Here is an 18,523-nt window from a genome sequence, read left to right as displayed (position 1 = left end):
CCGGGGCGGCCGGTGGGCCGCGGCCGGTCAGTTGGCGGCGACGGAGGTCTTGACGACCATCTTGCCGGTGTTCTCGCCGCGGAGCATGCCCAGGAACGCGTCGACCGCGTTCTCGATTCCGTCGACGACGGTCTCGTCGAAGACGATGTCGCCGGCTGCGAACCAGGTGCCCATCTGCTCGGTGAAGGCCGGGAAGTGCTGCAGGTAGTTGCCGACCGTGAAGCCGGTGAGGGTGAGCCCGCGGGTGACGATGTTGACCATGTTCTGCACGCCGGTGGGGCCATCCGTGCGGTTCATCTGTGAGATGGCACCGCAGAGTGCCGCGCGGCCGCCGTCCTTGAAAGCACCGAGCGCGGCGCTGAGGTGGTCGCCGCCGACGTTGTCGAAGTACACGTCGATGCCCTCGGGTGCGGCCTCGGCCAGCTGCGCGGCGATGTCACCGGTCTTGTAGTTGAACGCGGCGTCGAAGCCGTACTTCTCGGTGAGCAGGGCCACCTTCTCGTCGGTTCCGGCGGAGCCGATGACGCGAGCGGCACCCTTGAGCCGGGCGATCTGGCCCACCATGCTGCCCACGGCGCCTGCGGCACCGGAGACGAAAACGGTGTCGCCTTCCTTGAACTTGGCGACCTCGAGCAGGCCCACATAGGCGGTCAGTGCCGTCATGCCGAGCACACCGAGATAGGCGGATGCCGGAACGTTCGGGATCTCGGGAACGACACGGAAGCCGGCGGCGTCCTCCTGCACGACATCGCGCCAGCCGTACTGGTGCACGACGAGGCTGCCGACGGGCACGGACTCGACGGTGGACGCCACGACGTGGCCGACGGCGCCGCCGCCCATGGTCTCACCGAGCACGAACGGCGGGATGTAGGACTTGACGTCGTTCATGCGGCCGCGCATGTACGGGTCGACCGAGATGAAGTCGTTGACGACGCGCACCTGACCGGCGGTCAACTCGGGTAGCTCGACGACGGCTGTGCTGAAGTCCGCGTCGGTGGGCCAGCCGGTCGGCCGGGCTGCGAGCTGGATCTGGGTACTGGTGGCTGTCGTCATGCGAAACGTCCTAACTGTTCGTGGTGGGTGCCGGGCGCTTGAGGCGCCGCTCGTTTTCTGCACCGATCGTTTTACTATAGCCGGGCTATCGGTTATAGTGAAACGAGCAGTACAGAACATTCACAGGAACACCCGCGGAGCGAAACCGCGAAACACCCGGACCAGACGTCCGCGGGCGGAAGGCAGGCAGCTCATGGGACGGCTCCAGACGTTCGACAGCACGACGGTCGTGCAATCCGCCCGCGACGTCTTCTGGGACCTCGGCTACGAGGGTGCCTCGCTGGCCGACCTCGAGACAGCCACGGGGCTCAACCGGTCGAGCCTGTACCACGCCTTCGGCAGCAAACGCGGGCTCTTCGACGCCGCGGTCGCCGACTATCGGGACACCGTCATCCGCCCGCGCCTGAGCGTCCTTGAGGCACCGGATGCAGGTCGCGACGCCCTGCTGGCCTACTTCGACAGGCTGCGGGAGGCCATCGCCGCTCTGCCGCTGGACTCCCCCCGCCGCGGATGCCTTCTGGTCAACTGCGCCACGGGCCTCGCCACCCACGACGAACCGGCCCGCGAGGTCGTGGAGGGGTACCGCACCGACCTCGCCGCCGCCCTCGGCCATGCGCTGGCCGGCGCCGGAAGCCCGGCCGACCGCGCGGAGGAACGGGTGCGCACTCTTGCGTCCCTCTCCATGAGCGCCATGCTCCTGGCCCGGGTCAACGCCACCGAATCGGCCGCGCTGCTCTCCACGGCCGCCGACCAGGTGCGCGCCTGGTTCCCGCTCTAACTGTTCCTCGTCCGGACAAGTGCGCCCGGTGCGCCGGGCGCACTCGTCCGCTGTGGCAACAGTTGCCGTACGCGGACGGCTAGGCCGCGCTTCGCACCGGGTTGGTCAGCACGCCGAGACCCGGGATCTCGATGCTCACGCTGTCGCCGTGCGTCACTCGCTGGGCGGCGCTCGGTGAGCCGGTAAGAATCACGTCTCCGGGCAGCAGGGTGAAGGCGCTGGACACGGATGCCACGATCTCGGCCATCGAGAATGCGAGCAGTGACACGTCACTGTTCTCGAAGACCGTCTCGTTCACCCGCCCGTTGATGTGGGCGCTCTCCGGGTCGAACTCGGTATCGATCACCGGGCCGAGCGGGCAGAACGAGTCGAAGCTCTTGGCCCGGGCACCGTCCCCCTCCAGCGCTTGCACGTCGACCGCTGTGACGTCGTTGGCGATGGTATAACCGAAGATGGCCCCGGCCGCATCGGCCACGCTGAGGTTCTTGGCGACCCGGCCGATCACAATGGCCAGTTCACCCTCCACGCGCACGTCGTCGGACTGCGCGGGCAACACGATGGGGTCGTTCGGGCCAACGACTGTGGTGTTGGGCTTGAGGAAGAAGCGCGGCTCGACGGCCCCGCCGTCCTGCGCGGCGGCTTTCTCCACGGCATCGGCGAAGTAGGCGCCGGCGAGGCCGACGACCTTGGACCGCGGGATCACGGGAGCGAGCAGGGCCACATCCACCAGAGGAAGGCGCTGGCCGGTGGGGTTGTAACCGGCGAACATGGGGTCGCCGGTGAGCACGACGAGTTCGTCATCGTCGATGATGCCGAACGCGATGGTGCCGGCGTGGCTGAACCGTGCGATCTTCACGCGGTCACCTCAGTTTCGGTCGCTGCATCTGCCGGCGCAGCATCCAGCCGCATCAGCCAACCGTGCCGGTCGGGCAGGCGGCCGTACTGAATGTCGGTGAGTTCCTGGCGCAGCGCCATGGTGATCTCCCCGGCCGGAGCATCGGCCGACCCGATCTCGAAGCCGACGCCCTTGAGCTGGGCGATGGGCGTGACCACGGCGGCCGTTCCGCAGGCGAACACCTCGGTGATCTCACCGGATGCGACACCGTCGCGCCACTCGTCCACGGTCACGTCCCGCTCCTCAACGGTCATGCCGCGGTCCCGGGCGAGCTGCATGATGCTGTCGCGGGTGACACCCTCGAGGATCGTGCCGGTCAGGCGCGGGGTGACGAGGGTGTCGGTGCCGTGCACGAAGAACACGTTCATGCCGCCGAGCTCGTCGATGTGCGTGCCGGTCTCGCCGTCGAGGAAGAGTACCTGGGCGCAACCGTTGTCGTAGGCCTCACGCTGGGGCAGCAGTGAGGCGGCGTAGTTGCCGCCGCATTTTGCGGCACCGGTGCCACCGCGGCCGGCGCGGGAGTACTCAGTGGAAAGCCAGATGCTCACCGGGGCGACGCCGTCGGTGAAGTAGGCTCCGGCCGGGCTGGCGATGACGTAGTAGCCCACCTTGTGCGCGGCCCGCACCCCGAGGAAGCTCTCGTTCGCGATCATGAACGGGCGCAGGTACAGGCTGGCCTCCGGAGCGTTGGGCACCCAGGCGCCATCGACGGCGATCATCTGCTTGATCGACTCGATGAAGTCGGCCACAGGCAGCTCGGGCAACGCGAGCCGGCGAGCGGAGCTCTGCAGGCGTTCAGCGTTCTTCTCCGGCCGGAAGGTCCAGATGGAACCGTCCGCGTGGCGGTAGGCCTTCATGCCCTCGAAGATCTCCTGGCCGTAGTGCAGCACCGAGGAGGCCGGGTCGAGCAGCAGCGGACCGTACGGGGTGACCCGAGCGTTCTGCCAGCCGGCCTCGACGGTCCAGTCGATCGTGACCATGTGGTCGGTGAAGTGCTTGCCGAAACCCGGGTCGGAGAGGATCGTCTCGCGCTCGGCGCTGGATCGGGCCGTCTCAGACGGGGTCAGTTCGAATTCGAGGGGGAAGGTGGTGCTCTGCTGGCTCATGGGAGTCCCTTGTGAGTAGACGGGAATGCGATTAAGCGGACGTGCCGGTGAGGCGGGCCACGATGGCATCGCCGACGGCGCTGGTGGATCGTGAACCCGAGGCGGCGCTGCCGGTGTCGACACTGCCCGTGTTGGCGCTGCGGGCCACGATGTCGGCCGTGACGGCCGCGCTCACCCGAGCCGCCGCATCCTGGAGCCCAAGGTGGTTGAGCAGGAGCGCGACCGAGAGGATCGCCGCCGTGGGATCGGCCAACTGCCGGCCCGCGATGTCGGGTGCCGAGCCGTGTACCGGCTCGAACATGCTGGGGAAACGGCCGTCCGGGTTGATATTTCCGGATGCCGCCAGGCCGATGCCGCCGCTGATTGCCGCTGCCAGGTCAGTGAGAATGTCGCCGAAGAGGTTGTCCGTGACGATGACATCAAATCTACCCGGATTTGTGACGAGGAAGATCGTCGCCGCATCGACATGCAGGTAATCGACGGCCACGTCGGGGTATTCGGCGCCGACCTCGGTGACAATGCGCTGCCAGAGGCTGCCGGAGAAGACCAGCACGTTGGTCTTGTGCACCAGGGTGAGGCGCTTGCGCGGCCGGTTCTTGGCCACCTCGAACGCGTATCGCACGACCCGCTCGACGCCGAAGGCCGTGTTGACGGACACCTCATTGGCCACCTCGTGCGGGGTGCCCTGGCGGATGGCGCCGCCGTTGCCCACATACGGGCCCTCGGTGCCCTCACGCACGACGACGAAATCCACCTCGCCGGGGTCTCCCAGCGGGCTGGGCACACCGGGGAAGAGCACGCTCGGGCGCAGGTTGACGTAGTGGTCGAGCGAGAAGCGCAGTTTGAGCAGGAGCCCGCGCTCGATGTTGGCGTTCTTGAGCCGGGGGTCGCCGGGCACTCCCCCGACGGCGCCGAGCAGGATGGCGTCGTGCGCGCTGATCGCGGCCAGATCGTCGTCGGTCAGCACGTCGCCGGTCTCGAGGAAGCGGGTGGCGCCGAGCGAGAAGTGCGTGAGATCGAAGTCCACGGGCTCGGCCTGGGTCACGGCGTCAAGCACCTTGAGGGCTTCGGCGACGACCTCGGGGCCGATGCCGTCTCCGGCGATGACTGCGAGCTTGACTGAGCGGGACATGCGGCTCCGATTACGGTGAGGCAGCCGGTGGGCTGGCGATAGTGACACGAATTTGACGTAGAGATACCCTGCAAATCAACCCTACTGCCCGCTTTCGGGTGTCTATGCTGGAGGACCCTGACCGTGCGCGTCGCCGACGCGCATGTGCCATCACCGAAGAAAGCAGTTCACCATGAGTATCGGATTGGGAATCTTCCTGTTCGTCGTCGGCGCCATCCTGGTGTGGGCCCTCAACATCCAGGTCGACTGGGTCGACCTCGACCTCGTCGGGTACATCCTGATGGGCGCGGGCGCGCTCATCTTCGTGCTCGGCCTGGTGTTGCTCACCCGCCGACGCAGCAGCATCAGCACCACCCGCAGCGCCGTCGACCCCGTCAGCGGGGAACGCACCGTGCAGCAGGAACGGTCGATCGACGACGTCTGACCCGTTTCGTTACAGCACGTGAAAAAAGCCCCGGATGCGCATCCGGGGCTTTTTTCGTACGTGCTGCGCCTCGTGAGGCGACGGGCTGGTTACTCGGTGATGTCGATCGCGACCATGACGTCAGCCGCGATCGCCTCGCGGAGCGACGCGATCAACGCGGCGGGGACGGGCGAGTCGACCGTCAGAACGCTGAGCGCCTCGCCGCCGGCCTCGTGACGGGCGATCTGCATGCCCGCGATGTTGATCTCGGCCTCGCCGAATTCGCGGCCGTACACGGCGACGATTCCGGGGCGGTCGGTGTAGAGCATGACGATGAGGTGCTCGGCGAACGGCACCTCGACGTCGTAACCGTTGACCTCGACGATCTTCTCGATCTGCTTGGTGCCCACCAGGGTGCCGGAGACCGAGACCTGCGAGCCGTCGGCGAGGGCGCCGCGCAGCGTGATGAGGTTGCGGTATTCGGGCGACTCGGCGTCGGTGATGAGGCGCACGCTCACTCCGCGCTGCTCGGCGAGCAGCGGCGCGTTGACGTAAGAGACCGTCTCGCTGACCACGTTGGTGAAGATGCCCTTGAGTGCGGCAAGCTTGAGCACCGAGACGTCGAATTCGACGATCTCGCCGCGCACCTCGATGTCCACGCTGGTGAGCGGGCTGTGGGCGGCCAGTCCCGAGAAGACCTGGCCGAGCTTCTCGACCAGCGGGATACCGGGACGCACGGTGGGGTCGATGACGCCGCCGGCGACGTTGACCGCGTCGGGCACCAGCTCGCCGGACAGCGCGAGGCGCACGGACTTGGCGACGGAGACGCCGGCCTTCTCCTGGGCCTCGTCGGTGGACGCGCCCAGGTGCGGGGTGCTGATCAGGTTGTCGAGTCCGAGCAGCGGCGAGCCGGTCGGCGGCTCATTGACGAAGACGTCCAGGCCGGCTCCGGCGATGGTGCCGTCGACGAGCGCCGTGTACAGGTCGGCTTCGTCGATGAGTCCACCGCGGGCGACGTTGACGACGTAGGCGGTGGGCTTCATGAGCTTCAGCTGCGCAGCGCTGATCATGCCCGTGGTCTCCGGCGTCTTGGGCATGTGGATGGTGACGAAGTCGGACTGCTCGAGCAGTTCGTCCAGGGTCACCGGGTGCACGCCGAGCTGCTGGGCGCGAGCCGAGGTGATGTACGGGTCGAAGGCGATGATGTTCACACCGAAGGCCTGCAGGCGAGCCGCGACGAGGGCGCCGATACGGCCCAGGCCGATGATGCCGACGGTCTTCTCGTAGAGCTCGATGCCGGTGTACTTGGAGCGCTTCCACTGCCCCTGGGCGAGGGCGCCGTGAGCCGGCGGGATGTGGCGGGCCAGGCTGAGGATGTGGCCGACGGTCAGTTCGGCGGCCGAGATGATGTTGGAGGTGGGCGCATTGACCACCATGACGCCGGCCGCGGTGGCGGCCTTGATGTCGACGTTGTCGAGTCCGACGCCGGCGCGAGCGATGACCTGCAGGTGCGGCGCGGCGGCGAGAGCCTCGGCGTCGACCTTGGTGGCGGAGCGCACCAGGATGGCGTTGGCGGAGGCCAGCGCGGAGAGCAGGGCGGCACGGTCGGTGCCATCGACGTTGACAACGTCGAAGTCGGGCCCGAGGGCATCGACGGTGGCGGGCGAGAGTTCTTCGGCGATTAGTACAACGGGCTTCGACACGAAAACAGATCCTTAGAAAGCGTCAGGCGAGGGAAGCTCGCGCCACGATCTTGGGGCGCCAGATACCACAACACTTTACTGGCTGCAGAATAGAGCGATGAGCCCCGAGTCCATGACCAACGTCCTAACCGTGCTGAGGGTCATCCTGGCGGTGGTCTTCGTCGTGGCGGGGATCAGCCATTTTGTGCCCTCGGTGCAACGCACGATGACCGCCATGATCCCGCCACGACTGCGCTGGCGGGGCCTGTGGTCCCCACGCAACCTCGTGCTGATCACCGGTGTGTGCGAAATTCTCGGCGGCGTCGGACTTCTCCTGGAGGCCACCCGTGTTACGTCAGGTGTCGCCCTGGCCGTGTTCCTGGTCGCCGTGTTCCCGGCGAACGCCTACGCGGCACGGTACAAGGAACGCTTCGGCGCCGTGGCCATCCCGTTCGTTCCGCGGCTGCTCGGCCAGCTGGTGCTGATCGCTCTGGTGCTCGCCGTGAGCCTCGTCGGCTGACGGCGCCGCTCTGCGGCGTGTTAGACGATCAGGCTGCCGAGCCCGAACACGAAGATGTCCAGGGAGAGCGCAGAGACCAGGCACAGCCCGGCCAGCAGCATGAGGGCCTGCGGACCGGCCTCCCGGCGGCGACCGAGCCAGAAGGCGATGCCGAACACCACGACCGGCGCGAGGACACCCGTGAGCAGCAGACCCCAGCCGAATCCGCTCAGGCTGGTGTCCAGCAGCTGCGCGGCGTTGTTGAGGCCGAGCAGGTTGCCGAGCCCGGACCACGCGCTGTAGGCGTAGAAGAGGCCGAACACGATGGCGATAGTGGCCGAGAGCCAGGCCGGCGTGCGCCGCACCCGGGTGCCGGATGCGTTGTCGAGTGTCTTGTCGGTGCTCATCAGAGTCCCCCGGTTCCGGCGATGAAGGGCAACGGGGCCAGTAGTACGGCGCCCAGGATGAGCCAGGTCCAGCGCAGCCTCGGCTTGCCGCGGGTGAGCCAGTACGAGGAGGCGAACCACACGGCCGGCGCCGCGATGGCCAGCCAGGTGCCGAGCGAGAACATGAACTGGCCGAGCGGATCGGTCAGTCCGCTGGTCAGGCGTCCGACACCGATGAACCAGCCGATCGTGTACAGCAGGTAGATGCCGGCGAGGATGCCCAGGCCGATCAGGGCCGGGGACGACAGGGAGGCGGGCTCCTCCGGAACGTCGACGTAGCCGCCGGGCGAGCCGGTGACCGCCCACCCCTCGGGCAGGTCGGTGTCCGGGATGGCGGTGTCCAGGGTGGCAGAGTCGCGGTCGGCGGGCACATCCGCTGCAGTCGTATCGGCTGTCGAGGCAGGAGTGCGCTCGGCCGCGGCGGCGCCTCCGGAGACGAGCGTGGGATCGTCGTCGCCGGCCCAGCCGAGTGCATCGTCATCCCGTGAAGAAGTCATGTGTCCAGCCTATAGAGCCGGACCGGCGGGCCGAGGCAGAAATCGTGCCGTCCTTACGGCCCGTAATATCTCCGGAATATCTCCGAAATGTCTCCGGCCGCTCAGCGGCTGATCAGCACCTTGAGCGCATGCGTCTCGGCGGCCCGGGAGAAGGTGTCGTAGGCATCCAAGACCTGGTCGAAGGTGAACCGGTGGGTGGCGAGGCGATCGGCGGGGATCTTGTGCTGGGCAACGAGCTTGAGCAGCATCGGCGTGGTGTTGGTGTTCACGAGCCCCATGCTGATGCTGATGTTCTGGATCCAGAGGTTTTCCACGTGCAGCGGCACCGGCTTGCCATGCACCCCCACGTTGGCCACGTGACCGCCGGGCCGCACGATCTCGGTCGCCATGGTGAACGTGTCCGGCACCCCGACGGCCTCGATGGCCACGTCGACGCCCGCTCCGTCGGTGACGGCGAGCACCTCGTCACGCCACTCGGGCCGCCCGGAACGCACGGTATGGGTGGCGCCGAAGTGCCGGGCCTGCTCGAGCCGGTTCTCGTCGAGGTCGATGGCCACGATGGCACCGGCGCCGTAGAGCCCGGCGGTTGCGATGGCAGCCAGACCCACCGGGCCGGCACCGATCACGGCGACGACGTCACCGGGGGCCACCTGACCGTACTGCACGCCGATCTCGAATCCGGTGGGGAGGATGTCGGAGAGCATCACGGCCTCGGCATCGGTCACAGAGTCCGGCAGCGGGTAGAGCGAATTGTCGGCGTAGGGCACCCGCACGAACTCGGCCTGGGTGCCGTCGATGAGGTGGCCGAAGACCCAGCCGATTCCCGACCGGCCCTCGTCGCCCAGGCAGTGCGAGTACAGGCCGATCTTGCAGTTGGCACAGTGGCCGCAGGACTTGATGCAGGAGATCAGCACCCGCTGGCCCACCGAGATGGACTCCACCGAGTCGCCGGTCTCCACGACAGTTCCCACGCCCTCGTGGCCCAGGATGCGTCCGGGCTCGACCGCGGGCACGTCGCCCTTGAGGATGTGCAGGTCGGTGCCGCAGATGGTGGTGGTGTCGATGCGCACGATGGCGTCGGTGGGCCGCAGGATGCGCGGGTCGGGCCGGTCGGTCCAGGTCTTCTGACCGGGGCCGTCGTAGACGAGTGCTTTCACGATGACGCTCCTTTGCCTCACGGATGCGCGCCATGGTACCCCCGCCCCGGCGTCTTGACTTGCCCGGTTTCGCTAGTCGACAGCCCCTTCGCACTAGCGGATTCGGGCCAGCCTCAACTCGCAGTGTGATGGGTGGCCCGGTTTCGCTAGTCGGAACCATCCTTGCACTAGCAAATTCGGGCCAGTCTCGTCTGCGCGCGTCCTCGGTGGCCCGGTTTCGCCAGTCGCTGGGCCCTCCGCAGGAGCGGAATCGGGCGAGTCGGGGCTGGTCAGCTGCGGCGGCGGATGACCGCGGCGACCGCGATCACCCAGCCGAGCACGCCGGCCAGGCACAGCCGCTCGGCCAGGCCGATCAGACCGGGCGCGAGCGTGGCCGCGGCACCCAGCCAGAGCAGTCCGCTGAGGGCCACACCCGTGAGGATGGCGGCAGCCGGATACGCCGCTCTCAGCCGGTCACTCCCCCGCAGCCAGACGGTGAGAAGGACGAAGCCGACCAGAGCAGTGACAAAACCCACAACCGCCACGGCGAGATGCGCCGCGCCGAGGGCGGTGGTCGGCGCAAGCCCGGGCGCATCGATGCTCGGGATGTCGGTGGGGAGGAAGGCCAGAGCGGCAGAGCAGGCGCCGGCGATGAGCATCAGCACCAGGCCGCACCGCTGCAGCCGGCTGCGCGGTGCGAACCTGGCCAGCGCGGCGACGGCGCAGACCGTGACCACGCCCCTGGCCAGGAAGTTCAGGTTCATCACCCAGCCGTACGGGCCGACGGCGAGGTTGCTCTCGGCCTCCGAGACGACGCTGTAGTGCGGCGGGAGCGACTGCAGGACGATGTCGACCAGCACATAGAGCACAGCGCCGGCGAGGGCGAGTGTCGCCAGGATCCGGGTGGAGCGGGAGGCCCGCGCGGGGCGGCCGGCGGGTCTCTCGGCGGGGCCGTCGGCGGGTCTGTCGGCGGGTCCGTCCCGCACCTGGTCGACCTCAGGGTTGTGCGTACTCACTCCGGAAGCCTAACGGGCCGCCTGGGCGGCTCTCGATGTGCCGCCCAGGCGTCTCCGCGTTGCGGATCCACACCCGGCGGCGAGACGCTGCAGAGTCCCGCGCCCAGTTGCCAGTTGATGCCCCCTCGACGCTCCCGAGAGGGCAGGAAGCGGCAAGTCACGAACGGGCCCCTCGCTGAGTTGCCGGTTGATGCCCTTTCGGAGCGTCCGTAGGGCAGCACGCGGCACGTCGCCCGCATCCGCAGCCTGGCCGAGCCCTGGTACGCCGAAGGGGCCGGTCGAATGACCGGCCCCTTCGGTGAAACGGGTTCTGACTAGCGGGCGGCTTCGCCGTCGACGTAGTCGTCGTCGTTCGAGGCGTTCCACGCGAAGAGCTTGCGCAGCTCGCGGCCGGTGGCCTCGATCGGGTGCTCTTCGCCCTTCTTGCGCAGGGCCAGGAACTCGGGAGCTCCGGCGTCCTGGTCGTTGATGAAACGCTCGGCGAATGCACCGTTCTGGATGTCGGCGAGAACGGCCTTCATGTTCTCCTTGACGCTCGGGTCGATGACGCGCGGGCCGGAGACGTAGTCGCCGTACTCAGCGGTGTCGGAGACGCTCCAACGCTGCTTGGCGATGCCGCCCTCCCACATCAGGTCGACGATGAGCTTGAGCTCGTGCAGCACCTCGAAGTAGGCGACCTGCGGCTGGTAGCCGGCCTCGGTGAGAACCTCAAAGCCGTACTGGATCAGCTGCGACGCGCCACCGCAGAGAACGGCCTGCTCGCCGAACAGGTCGGTCTCGGTCTCTTCGGTGAAGGTGGTCTTGATGCCGGCGGCACGCAGGCCACCGATCGCCTTGGCGTAGCTGAGGGTGAGCGGCCAGGCGTTGCCCGAAGCATCCTTCTCGACGGCGACGATGACGGGAACGCCACGGCCGGCCTCGAATTCGCGACGCACGGTGTGTCCGGGGCCCTTGGGGGCGACCATGACCACGTCGACGCCCGCGGGCGCCTCGATGTAGCCGAAACGGATGTTGAAGCCGTGTCCGAAGACGAGGGCCTTGCCCTCGGCAAGGTTGGGGAGGATGTCGTCCTTGTACAGGTGACGCTGCACCTGGTCGGGAGCGAGGACCACGATGACGTCAGCCCAGGCGGATGCCTCGGCGGCGGTCTTCACGGTGAAGCCGACCTCTTCGGCCTTGGCACGCGACTTCGAGCCCTCCTTGAGTCCGATGACGACCTCGACGCCGGAGTCGCGGAGGTTCTGCGCGTGGGCGTGGCCCTGCGAGCCGTAGCCGATGACGGCGACCTTCTTGCCCTGGATGATGGACAGGTCGGCGTCTTTGTCGTAGAAGATTTCAGACAATGTGGTGTTCTCCTTGGTTGTTGGTCAGTAATTGAAGCTGGTTAGTTCTTGAAGACGCGTTCGGTGATCGACTTGGATCCCCGACCGATGGCGAGCAGACCCGACTGGGCGATCTCCTTGATGCCGTAGGGCTCGAGCACCCGCAGGAACGCCTGGGTCTTGCCGGAGTCTCCGGTCACCTCGATGACGACGGCATCCGTCGACACGTCGACGACGCGGGCCCGGAACAGGGTGACGGCCTCCAGCACCTGGGAGCGGGTGGTGTTGTCCGCCCGCACCTTGACGAGCAGGTGCTCGCGCTGCACGGACTGCGTCGGGTCGAGCTCGACGATCTTGATGACGTTGATCAGCTTGTTGAGCTGCTTGGTCACCTGCTCGAGCGGGGCGTCTTCGACGTCGACGAGGATCGTGATGCGCGACAGGCCGGGGATCTCGCTGTGGCCGACGGCGAGGCTCTCGATGTTGAAGCCGCGCCGGGCGAACAGGCCGGCGACGCGCGTGAGCAGGCCGGGCTTGTCCTCGACGAGGAGGCTGAGAACGTGGGTGCTCATTGTTACTCCTCTTCCCAGGTGGGTGCGTGGTCCTTGGCGTACTGCACAAAGCTGTTGCTGACACCCTGCGGCACCATCGGCCAGACCATGGCGTCCCGGCTGACGATGAAGTCGATCACGACCGGGCGGTCGTTGGTGGCCAGGGCGAGCTTGATGGCGTCGTCGACCTGGTCGGCGCTGGTGACCCGGATGCCCAGGGCGCCGTACGCGTCGGCCATCTTCACAAAGTCCGGCACCATCGCGGTGCCGTGACCGGTGTTGAGGTCGGTGAACGAGTGCCTGCCGTCGTAGAACAGCGACTGCCACTGGCGCACCATGCCGAGGGACGAGTTGTTGATGATCGCCACCTTGATCGGGATGTTGTTGATCGTGCAGGTGGCGAGCTCCTGATTGGTCATCTGGAAGCAGCCGTCACCGTCGATCGACCAGACCACGCGGTCGGGTTCGGCGACCTTGGCGCCCATGGCGGCGGGAACCGAGTAGCCCATGGTGCCGGCGCCGCCGGAGTTGAGCCAGGAGTTGGGGCGTTCGTACTTGATGAACTGTGCGGCCCACATCTGGTGCTGGCCGACGCCGGCGGCGTAGACGCCCTCCGGTCCGGTCAGTTCGCCGATGCGCTTGATCACGTACTGCGGGGCGAGCAGGCCGTCGGCGGGTTCGCTGTAGCCGAGCGGGAACTTCTCGCGGAGACCGTTGAGGTACGTCCACCACTCGGTGATGTCGGGCGTGGTCGTCGTGATCGCATCGCGGTAGGCCACCGTGAGGTCAGCGATCACGTCCTTGGCGTCACCCACGATGGGCACGTCGGCGGCGCGGATCTTGCCGATCTCCGCCGGGTCGACGTCGACGTGCACGATGGTGGCGTTCGGCGCGAACTCGCTGGCCTTACCGGTCACCCGGTCGTCGAAGCGGGCACCGAGGGCGATGATCAGGTCGGATTCCTGCAGGGCGAGGACCGCCGCGACGGTGCCGTGCATTCCGGGCATGCCCAGGTGCTGCTTGTGTGAATCCGGGAACGCGCCACGGGCCATCAGGGTGGTGACGACGGGCGTGCCGGTGAGTTCGGCCAACTCGAGCAGTTCGGGCGAGGCCTTGGCGCGGATGACACCGCCGCCCACGTAGAACACGGGCTTCTCGGCACCGGCCAGGAGCGCCGCAGCGGCCTGCACCTGCTTGCCGTGCGCCTTGGTGATCGGCCGGTAGCCGGGCAGGTCGAGCTTGGGCGGCCAGATGAACGGGGCGCTCAGCTGCTGGGCGTCCTTGGTGATGTCCACCAGCACCGGGCCGGGGCGTCCCGTGTTGCAGATCAGGAACGCAGAGGCGATGGCGGCGGGGATGTCTTCGGGCCGCTTCACGAGGAAGGAGTGCTTGGTGATCGGCATCGTGATGCCCACGATGTCGGCCTCCTGGAAGGCATCCGTGCCCATCAGCGTGGAGAAGACCTGGCCGGTGATGGCCAGGAGCGGCACCGAGTCCATGTAGGCGTCGGCGATGGCCGTGACCAGGTTGGTCGCGCCGGGGCCCGAGGTGGCGATGGCCACCCCGACCCGGTTGCTCGAGGACGCGTAGCCCTCGGCGGCATGACCGGCGCCCTGTTCGTGGCGTACCAGGATGTGACGGATGTCGTCCTGGTTCATCAGCTCGTCGTAGAGCGGGATGACGGCGCCGCCCGGCAGGCCGAAGACGTCGGTGACGCCGAGCAGCTTGAGGGTGCGCAGGATCGCGCCGGATCCGGTGAGGATCTCGGGCTCGGTCACGCCGTCCGGCGCCGTCGTGGCGCCGGACGCAGGACCGGATGGCGTCGGAAAGGAGGGTGTCGGCACGGGCGAAGGTTCCGTGGTCATGAGAGGCAAATCCCTAAGTCGGTGACGGATGGTGTCGATCAGCCCGTGGTCGCTCCGAGGGCCGCCGACTGCACGAGCTTGGAGTACTTGGCGAGGACGCCACGGGTGTAACGGGGAGGAAGCGGGGCCCAGCCTTCTCGGCGGGCGGCGAGCTCTTCAGCGTCGACAAGTAGGTCGAGCGAGCGAGCTGCGATATCGACCCGTATCAGATCACCATCGCGCACGAAGGCGATCGGACCTGCGTCCACCGCTTCGGGTGCTATATGGCCGATACACAGTCCGGTTGTGCCGCCTGAGAATCGACCATCAGTCAATAGTAGTACATCGGCTCCGAGCCCGGCGCCCTTGATGGCCGCGGTGATCGAGAGCATCTCGCGCATGCCCGGGCCGCCCTTGGGTCCTTCGTAGCGGATGATGACGACGTCGCCCTTGAGGATCTCGCCGTTGGTGAGCGCGTCCATGGCCGAGCGCTCACGCTCGAACACCCGGGCGGGGCCCTCGAAGATGTCGCTGTCGAAGCCGGCGGTCTTCACGACGGCGCCCTCAGGGGCCATCGAGCCCTTGAGGATGGTGATGCCGCCGGAGGCGTGGATGGGGTTGTCGAGGGTGCGCAGCACCGTGCCGTCCAGTGCGGGCGGGTCGATCTCGGCGAGGTTCTCGGCGACGGTCTTGCCGGTCACGGTGAGCGCGTCGCCGTGGAGCAGGCCGGCCTCGAGCAACGCGCGCATGACGACGGGCACGCCGCCGTGACGGTCGACGTCGTTCATCACGAACTTGCCGAAGGGCTTGAGGTCGCCGATGTGCGGAACCTTGTCGCCGATGCGGTTGAAGTCGTCGAGGGTGAGCTCGACCTCGGCCTCCTGGGCGATGGCAAGCAGGTGCAGCACCACGTTGGTGGAGCCGCCGAAGGCCATTGCCACGGCGATGGCGTTCTCGAACGCCTTCTTGGTGAGGATGTCCCTGGTGGTGATGCCCAGGCGCAGCAGGTTGACGACGGCCTCACCGGAGCGGTGCGCGTAGTAGTCGCGGCGGCGGTCCGCGGAGGCGGGCGAGGCGGAGCCGGGCAGGCTCATGCCCAGGGCCTCGGCGACGCTGGCCATGGTGTTGGCGGTGTACATGCCGCCGCAGGCGCCCTCGCCGGGCGCGAAGGCGCACTCGATGCGCTTGGCGTCCTCGACGCTCATACGGCCGGCCTTGACGGCGCCGACGGCTTCGAAGGAGTCGATGATGGTGATGTCTTTTTCGGTGCCGTCGGAGAGCTTCACCCAGCCGGGTGCGATGGACCCGGCGTAGAGGAAGACGCTCGCGAGGTCGAGCCTGGCCGCGGCCATGAGCATCCCGGGCAGTGACTTGTCGCAACCGGCCAGCAGCACGGAGCCGTCGAGGCGCTCGGCCTGCATGACGACCTCGACGGAGTCGGCGATGACCTCACGGGAGACCAGCGAGAAGTGCATGCCCTCGTGGCCCATCGAGATGCCGTCGGAGACGGAGATGGTGCCGAACTGCAGCGGGTAACCGCCGCCGGAGTGCACGCCCTCCTTGGACGCCTGCGCCAGGCGGTCCAGCGAGAGGTTGCACGGGGTGATCTCGTTCCACGAGCTGGCGATCCCGATCTGGGGCTTGTCCCAGTCGGCGTCGCCCATTCCCACCGCGCGGAGCATGCCGCGGGAGGTGGTGGCTTCGATTCCGTCGGTGACGTCGCGGCTACGGGGCTTCATGTCGAACTCAGGCATGAAGCGAGTCTAGAACGTCGCGGGCGGGCCGGGTGGCACCCGAACCGGCCCGCGACGCGTGTGGCTAGTTCTCCGGCTTGGTCTCCTGCTCAGCGGATGCGGCACGGAAGTCGGCCAGCAGCGCGAGCACCTGCGTGACCTCCTTGGGGCCGCGAACCCGGTACCCGGCCAGGGTGGCGCCCGGACCGATCTTGAGACCGAGGTCGTTGTCGCCGAGAACCGTGAAGGCGTCTTCGTCGGTGACGTCGTCGCCGGCGTAGAGCACCCGGTCGGCGCCGGTGTGCGCGCGCAGACGCTCGAGGGCGTCACCCTTGGTGCTGGAGCGCACGGAGAATTCGAGCACGTTCTTGCCCTCGCGCACGGTGAGCGACGGCAGCAGTTCGGCCAGCTGGTCGCGGGCCTCCCGCTGCACGGCCTGACCGTCCTGAGCCGTGGCCAGGCGGGTGTGCAGGGCCAGGCCGGCGGGCTTCTGTTCGATCCAGGTGCCGAAGACGGGTCCGGAGATGCGCTCGAGCACCCGGGTGAGGGTGTCGAGCTTCTCGAGTTCCTCTGGCACCAGGCCCAGTTCGATGCCGTTGGCGTCCAGCTGCACCTCGATGCCGTGCGAGCCGGTCAGGAGCACCTCGCTCTGCGGCTCGGCCACGTGCTTGAGGCTCACCAGGGCGCGGCCCGACACGAACGCCACGCGCACGCCAGGGAGGTCGAGCAGGCGCTGCACGACGTCGTGGGTGCCGTCCACGGCGCGGGCGTCCTCCGGCTCGTCCACGTGCGGCGCCAGGGTGCCGTCGAAGTCGAGGGCCACCAGGATGGTCTCGGCCGAGCTGATGTCGCGCAGCGCGCTCACCAGGTTCTCCGGCACGCCGCTGGGCACGGCGGCCCCGCCGGTGAGGGTCTGCAGGAACGACGCGCTCCAGGCGGCCACGTCGTTGTCGAAAACCTTGCGGCGGAGGGCCCGCATCCGCCTCGTGCGCTCGCGCTTGGGCATGGTGATGGCCTTCATGATCGACGCCTTCATGCCGTCGATGTCGTGCGGGTTGATCAGCACCGCCTGCTTGAGTTCGTCGGCGGCGCCGGCGAACTCGCTGAGCACCAGAACGCCGTCGCCGTCGTGCCGCACGGCCACGTACTCCTTGGCCACGAGGTTCATGCCGTCGCGGAGGGCGGTGACGAGCATGACGTCGGCGGCCAGGTAGAGCGCCACCATCTCCTCGCGGGGGTAGCCGTGGTGGTGATAGCTGATGGCCGTGTGGCTGATGGTGGAGTAGTCGCCGTTGACGCGGCCGACGGCGAGTTCGATCTCGTCGCGCAGCTGCATGTAGGTGGCCACCCGCTCACGGGACGGGCTGGCGACCTGCACCAGGGTGACGTCTTCCACGCTCAGCTGGCCGTCTTCGAGGAGTTCGCCGAAGGCCTTGATGCGGTGGCCGATGCCCTTGGTGTAGTCGAGGCGGTCGACGCCGAGCATGATCGTCTTCGGGTTGCCGAGGTCCTCACGGATCTGCCGGGCGCGTTCCTGGATCTCGGGGCGCCTGGCCATTTCCTCGTACGCCGCGGCGTCGATCGAGATGGGGAAGTGCTTGGCGATGACCCGGCGGTGCTGGCCGTTCTGGCTGGGCACGTCAACCGCGACGCCGCGGGTGGCGTAGCCGAACAGGCGGCGCACCGCGCGGGAGAAGTTGCCCGCGTCGGCCAGCCGCTGGAAGCCGATCAGGTCGGCGCCGAGCAGGCCGTCGAGGATCTGCTTGCGCCAGGGCAGCTGGGCGAAGATGCCGTACGGCGGGAACGGGATGTGGTTGAAGAAGCCGATCACGAGGTCGGGGCGCGCGTCGCGCAGCATCCGCGGCACGAGCTGCAGCTGGTAGTCGTGCACCCACACCGTGGCGCCGGGGGCCGCAGCGGCCGCAGCAGCGGTCGCGAAGCGACGGTTGACCTTCACGTAGGCCTCCCACCACTCACGGTGGTAGCTGGGCGAGGCGATGACGTCGTGGTAGAGCGGCCAGAGGGTGTCGTTGGAGAATCCCTCGTAGTACAGCTCGAGGTCGTCGGTGCTCAGCCGCACGGGCACGATGGAGATGCCGTCGTTCTCGAATGGCTCGAACTCGCGGTCGGCCACTCCAGGCCACCCCACCCAGGCGCCGTCGGACGCCCGCATCAGCGGCTCGAGCGCCGTGACCAGACCGCCGGGCGAGGTGCGCCAGCTCTCGGTGCCGTCTTCGGCGACTTCATAGTCGACGGGAAGCCGGTTGGAGACCACCACCAGGTCGAAGTGTCCGGGGGCGACGGCGTCGGGGCCGGTCTCGGGCACGACTGTTCCGTCGGCTTCGGTGCCGTCGGCTGCGGGTGTGGCTGCGGTGGTGTCGGGTGCGGTTTCGATGACTCATCCATTCCGGTGCCCGCCCATGCGGAACA

General features: G+C 67.9%; 17 protein-coding genes. 3 read left to right on the top strand and 14 right to left on the bottom strand.

The window, feature by feature from the left end; translation table 11 throughout:
- Positions 1–27: 27 nt before the first annotated feature.
- Positions 28–1,053 carry an NADP-dependent oxidoreductase gene (locus DOE79_RS19635; protein ID WP_120339939.1) on the bottom strand — a complete coding sequence of 342 codons (1,026 nt, stop codon included), beginning with the start codon at positions 1,051–1,053 and terminating at the stop codon, positions 28–30.
- 193 nt (positions 1,054–1,246) lie between these two features.
- Here DOE79_RS19635 and DOE79_RS19630 point away from each other — a divergent pair, with 193 nt between their 5' ends.
- Positions 1,247–1,831: a TetR/AcrR family transcriptional regulator gene (locus tag DOE79_RS19630; protein ID WP_120339938.1), complete on the top strand. Its 585-nt coding sequence runs from the start codon at positions 1,247–1,249 to the stop codon at positions 1,829–1,831.
- Between the two features lie 79 nt (positions 1,832–1,910).
- Here DOE79_RS19630 and DOE79_RS19625 read toward each other — a convergent pair whose 3' ends face one another.
- Genes DOE79_RS19625 through DOE79_RS19615 form a run of 3 tightly spaced genes read right to left on the bottom strand, consistent with a single transcriptional unit; the run spans position 1,911 to position 4,964 of the window.
- The gene (locus DOE79_RS19625; protein ID WP_120339937.1) at positions 1,911–2,687 is read right to left on the bottom strand and encodes a fumarylacetoacetate hydrolase family protein; all 777 of its coding nucleotides are present in this window, start codon (positions 2,685–2,687) and stop codon (positions 1,911–1,913) included.
- The gene (locus DOE79_RS19620; RefSeq protein WP_120339936.1) at positions 2,684–3,832 is read right to left on the bottom strand and encodes a branched-chain amino acid aminotransferase; all 1,149 of its coding nucleotides are present in this window, start codon (positions 3,830–3,832) and stop codon (positions 2,684–2,686) included. The genes DOE79_RS19625 and DOE79_RS19620 overlap by 4 nt, the downstream gene beginning before the upstream one ends.
- A 31-nt stretch (positions 3,833–3,863) precedes the next feature.
- Positions 3,864–4,964: a 3-isopropylmalate dehydrogenase gene (locus DOE79_RS19615; protein ID WP_120339935.1), complete on the bottom strand. Its 1,101-nt coding sequence runs from the start codon at positions 4,962–4,964 to the stop codon at positions 3,864–3,866.
- A gap of 172 nt (positions 4,965–5,136) precedes the next feature.
- Between DOE79_RS19615 and DOE79_RS19610 the strand changes: the two genes are divergently transcribed.
- On the top strand, positions 5,137–5,388 hold the full coding sequence (locus tag DOE79_RS19610; RefSeq protein ID WP_066596422.1) for a DUF6458 family protein: 252 nt from the start codon (positions 5,137–5,139) through the stop codon (positions 5,386–5,388).
- Between the two features lie 89 nt (positions 5,389–5,477).
- On the opposite strand, the gene serA is transcribed toward DOE79_RS19610, so the two are convergent.
- Positions 5,478–7,070 (bottom strand): phosphoglycerate dehydrogenase, encoded by a 1,593-nt coding sequence (gene serA, locus DOE79_RS19605; protein ID WP_120339934.1) that lies wholly within the window; start codon positions 7,068–7,070, stop codon positions 5,478–5,480.
- 97 nt (positions 7,071–7,167) lie between these two features.
- On the opposite strand from serA, the gene DOE79_RS19600 reads away from it, so the two are divergent.
- The gene (locus DOE79_RS19600; RefSeq protein ID WP_245977029.1) at positions 7,168–7,569 is read left to right on the top strand and encodes a DoxX family protein; all 402 of its coding nucleotides are present in this window, start codon (positions 7,168–7,170) and stop codon (positions 7,567–7,569) included.
- Positions 7,570–7,589: 20 nt separating this feature from the next.
- Here DOE79_RS19600 and DOE79_RS19595 read toward each other — a convergent pair whose 3' ends face one another.
- From DOE79_RS19595 to DOE79_RS19555, 9 genes are all read right to left on the bottom strand, one after another.
- Positions 7,590–7,955 (bottom strand): bacitracin resistance protein, encoded by a 366-nt coding sequence (locus DOE79_RS19595; RefSeq protein ID WP_120339932.1) that lies wholly within the window; start codon positions 7,953–7,955, stop codon positions 7,590–7,592.
- Positions 7,955–8,491, bottom strand: a complete 537-nt coding sequence (locus DOE79_RS19590; RefSeq protein WP_120339931.1) for a DNA polymerase III subunit gamma/tau — start codon at positions 8,489–8,491, stop codon at positions 7,955–7,957. The genes DOE79_RS19595 and DOE79_RS19590 overlap by 1 nt, the downstream gene beginning before the upstream one ends.
- A gap of 101 nt (positions 8,492–8,592) precedes the next feature.
- Positions 8,593–9,648 (bottom strand): zinc-dependent alcohol dehydrogenase family protein, encoded by a 1,056-nt coding sequence (locus DOE79_RS19585; RefSeq protein ID WP_120339930.1) that lies wholly within the window; start codon positions 9,646–9,648, stop codon positions 8,593–8,595.
- A gap of 269 nt (positions 9,649–9,917) precedes the next feature.
- Entirely contained in the window at positions 9,918–10,643 is a 726-nt protein-coding gene (locus DOE79_RS19580) for a DUF998 domain-containing protein (RefSeq protein WP_120339929.1), read from the bottom strand.
- Positions 10,644–10,957: 314 nt separating this feature from the next.
- On the bottom strand, positions 10,958–11,986 hold the full coding sequence (gene ilvC / locus DOE79_RS19575) for a ketol-acid reductoisomerase (protein ID WP_120339928.1): 1,029 nt from the start codon (positions 11,984–11,986) through the stop codon (positions 10,958–10,960).
- A 41-nt stretch (positions 11,987–12,027) separates the two neighbouring features.
- Positions 12,028–12,537 carry an acetolactate synthase small subunit gene (ilvN, locus tag DOE79_RS19570; RefSeq protein ID WP_066596435.1) on the bottom strand — a complete coding sequence of 170 codons (510 nt, stop codon included), beginning with the start codon at positions 12,535–12,537 and terminating at the stop codon, positions 12,028–12,030.
- Positions 12,538–12,539: 2 nt separating this feature from the next.
- Positions 12,540–14,381 (bottom strand): acetolactate synthase large subunit, encoded by a 1,842-nt coding sequence (locus DOE79_RS19565; RefSeq protein WP_120339927.1) that lies wholly within the window; start codon positions 14,379–14,381, stop codon positions 12,540–12,542.
- A gap of 38 nt (positions 14,382–14,419) precedes the next feature.
- Complete coding sequence (ilvD, locus tag DOE79_RS19560) at positions 14,420–16,114, bottom strand: dihydroxy-acid dehydratase (protein ID WP_120339926.1); 1,695 nt, start codon at positions 16,112–16,114, stop codon at positions 14,420–14,422.
- A gap of 64 nt (positions 16,115–16,178) precedes the next feature.
- Positions 16,179–18,419, bottom strand: coding sequence for a bifunctional alpha,alpha-trehalose-phosphate synthase (UDP-forming)/trehalose-phosphatase (locus DOE79_RS19555; RefSeq protein WP_120339925.1), 2,241 nt, complete (start codon positions 18,417–18,419; stop codon positions 16,179–16,181).
- Positions 18,420–18,523 lie beyond the last annotated feature (104 nt).

Source organism: Cryobacterium soli (assembly GCF_003611035.1).
GTDB lineage: Bacteria > Actinomycetota > Actinomycetes > Actinomycetales > Microbacteriaceae > Cryobacterium > Cryobacterium soli.
This window is presented reverse-complemented; position numbering and strand designations above follow the sequence as displayed.

Coding starts and splice junctions, on each gene's coding strand:
- DOE79_RS19635 (WP_120339939.1), bottom strand. CDS start 1,053: ATGACGACAGCCACCAGTACCCAGATCCAGCTCGCAGCCCGGCCGACC.
- DOE79_RS19630 (WP_120339938.1), top strand. CDS start 1,247: ATGGGACGGCTCCAGACGTTCGACAGCACGACGGTCGTGCAATCCGCC.
- DOE79_RS19620 (WP_120339936.1), bottom strand. CDS start 3,832: ATGAGCCAGCAGAGCACCACCTTCCCCCTCGAATTCGAACTGACCCCG.
- DOE79_RS19615 (WP_120339935.1), bottom strand. CDS start 4,964: ATGTCCCGCTCAGTCAAGCTCGCAGTCATCGCCGGAGACGGCATCGGC.
- DOE79_RS19610 (WP_066596422.1), top strand. CDS start 5,137: ATGAGTATCGGATTGGGAATCTTCCTGTTCGTCGTCGGCGCCATCCTG.
- DOE79_RS19600 (WP_245977029.1), top strand. CDS start 7,168: ATGAGCCCCGAGTCCATGACCAACGTCCTAACCGTGCTGAGGGTCATC.
- DOE79_RS19595 (WP_120339932.1), bottom strand. CDS start 7,955: ATGAGCACCGACAAGACACTCGACAACGCATCCGGCACCCGGGTGCGG.
- DOE79_RS19590 (WP_120339931.1), bottom strand. CDS start 8,491: ATGACTTCTTCACGGGATGACGATGCACTCGGCTGGGCCGGCGACGAC.
- ilvN (WP_066596435.1), bottom strand. CDS start 12,537: ATGAGCACCCACGTTCTCAGCCTCCTCGTCGAGGACAAGCCCGGCCTG.
- DOE79_RS19565 (WP_120339927.1), bottom strand. CDS start 14,381: ATGACCACGGAACCTTCGCCCGTGCCGACACCCTCCTTTCCGACGCCA.
- ilvD (WP_120339926.1), bottom strand. CDS start 16,114: ATGCCTGAGTTCGACATGAAGCCCCGTAGCCGCGACGTCACCGACGGA.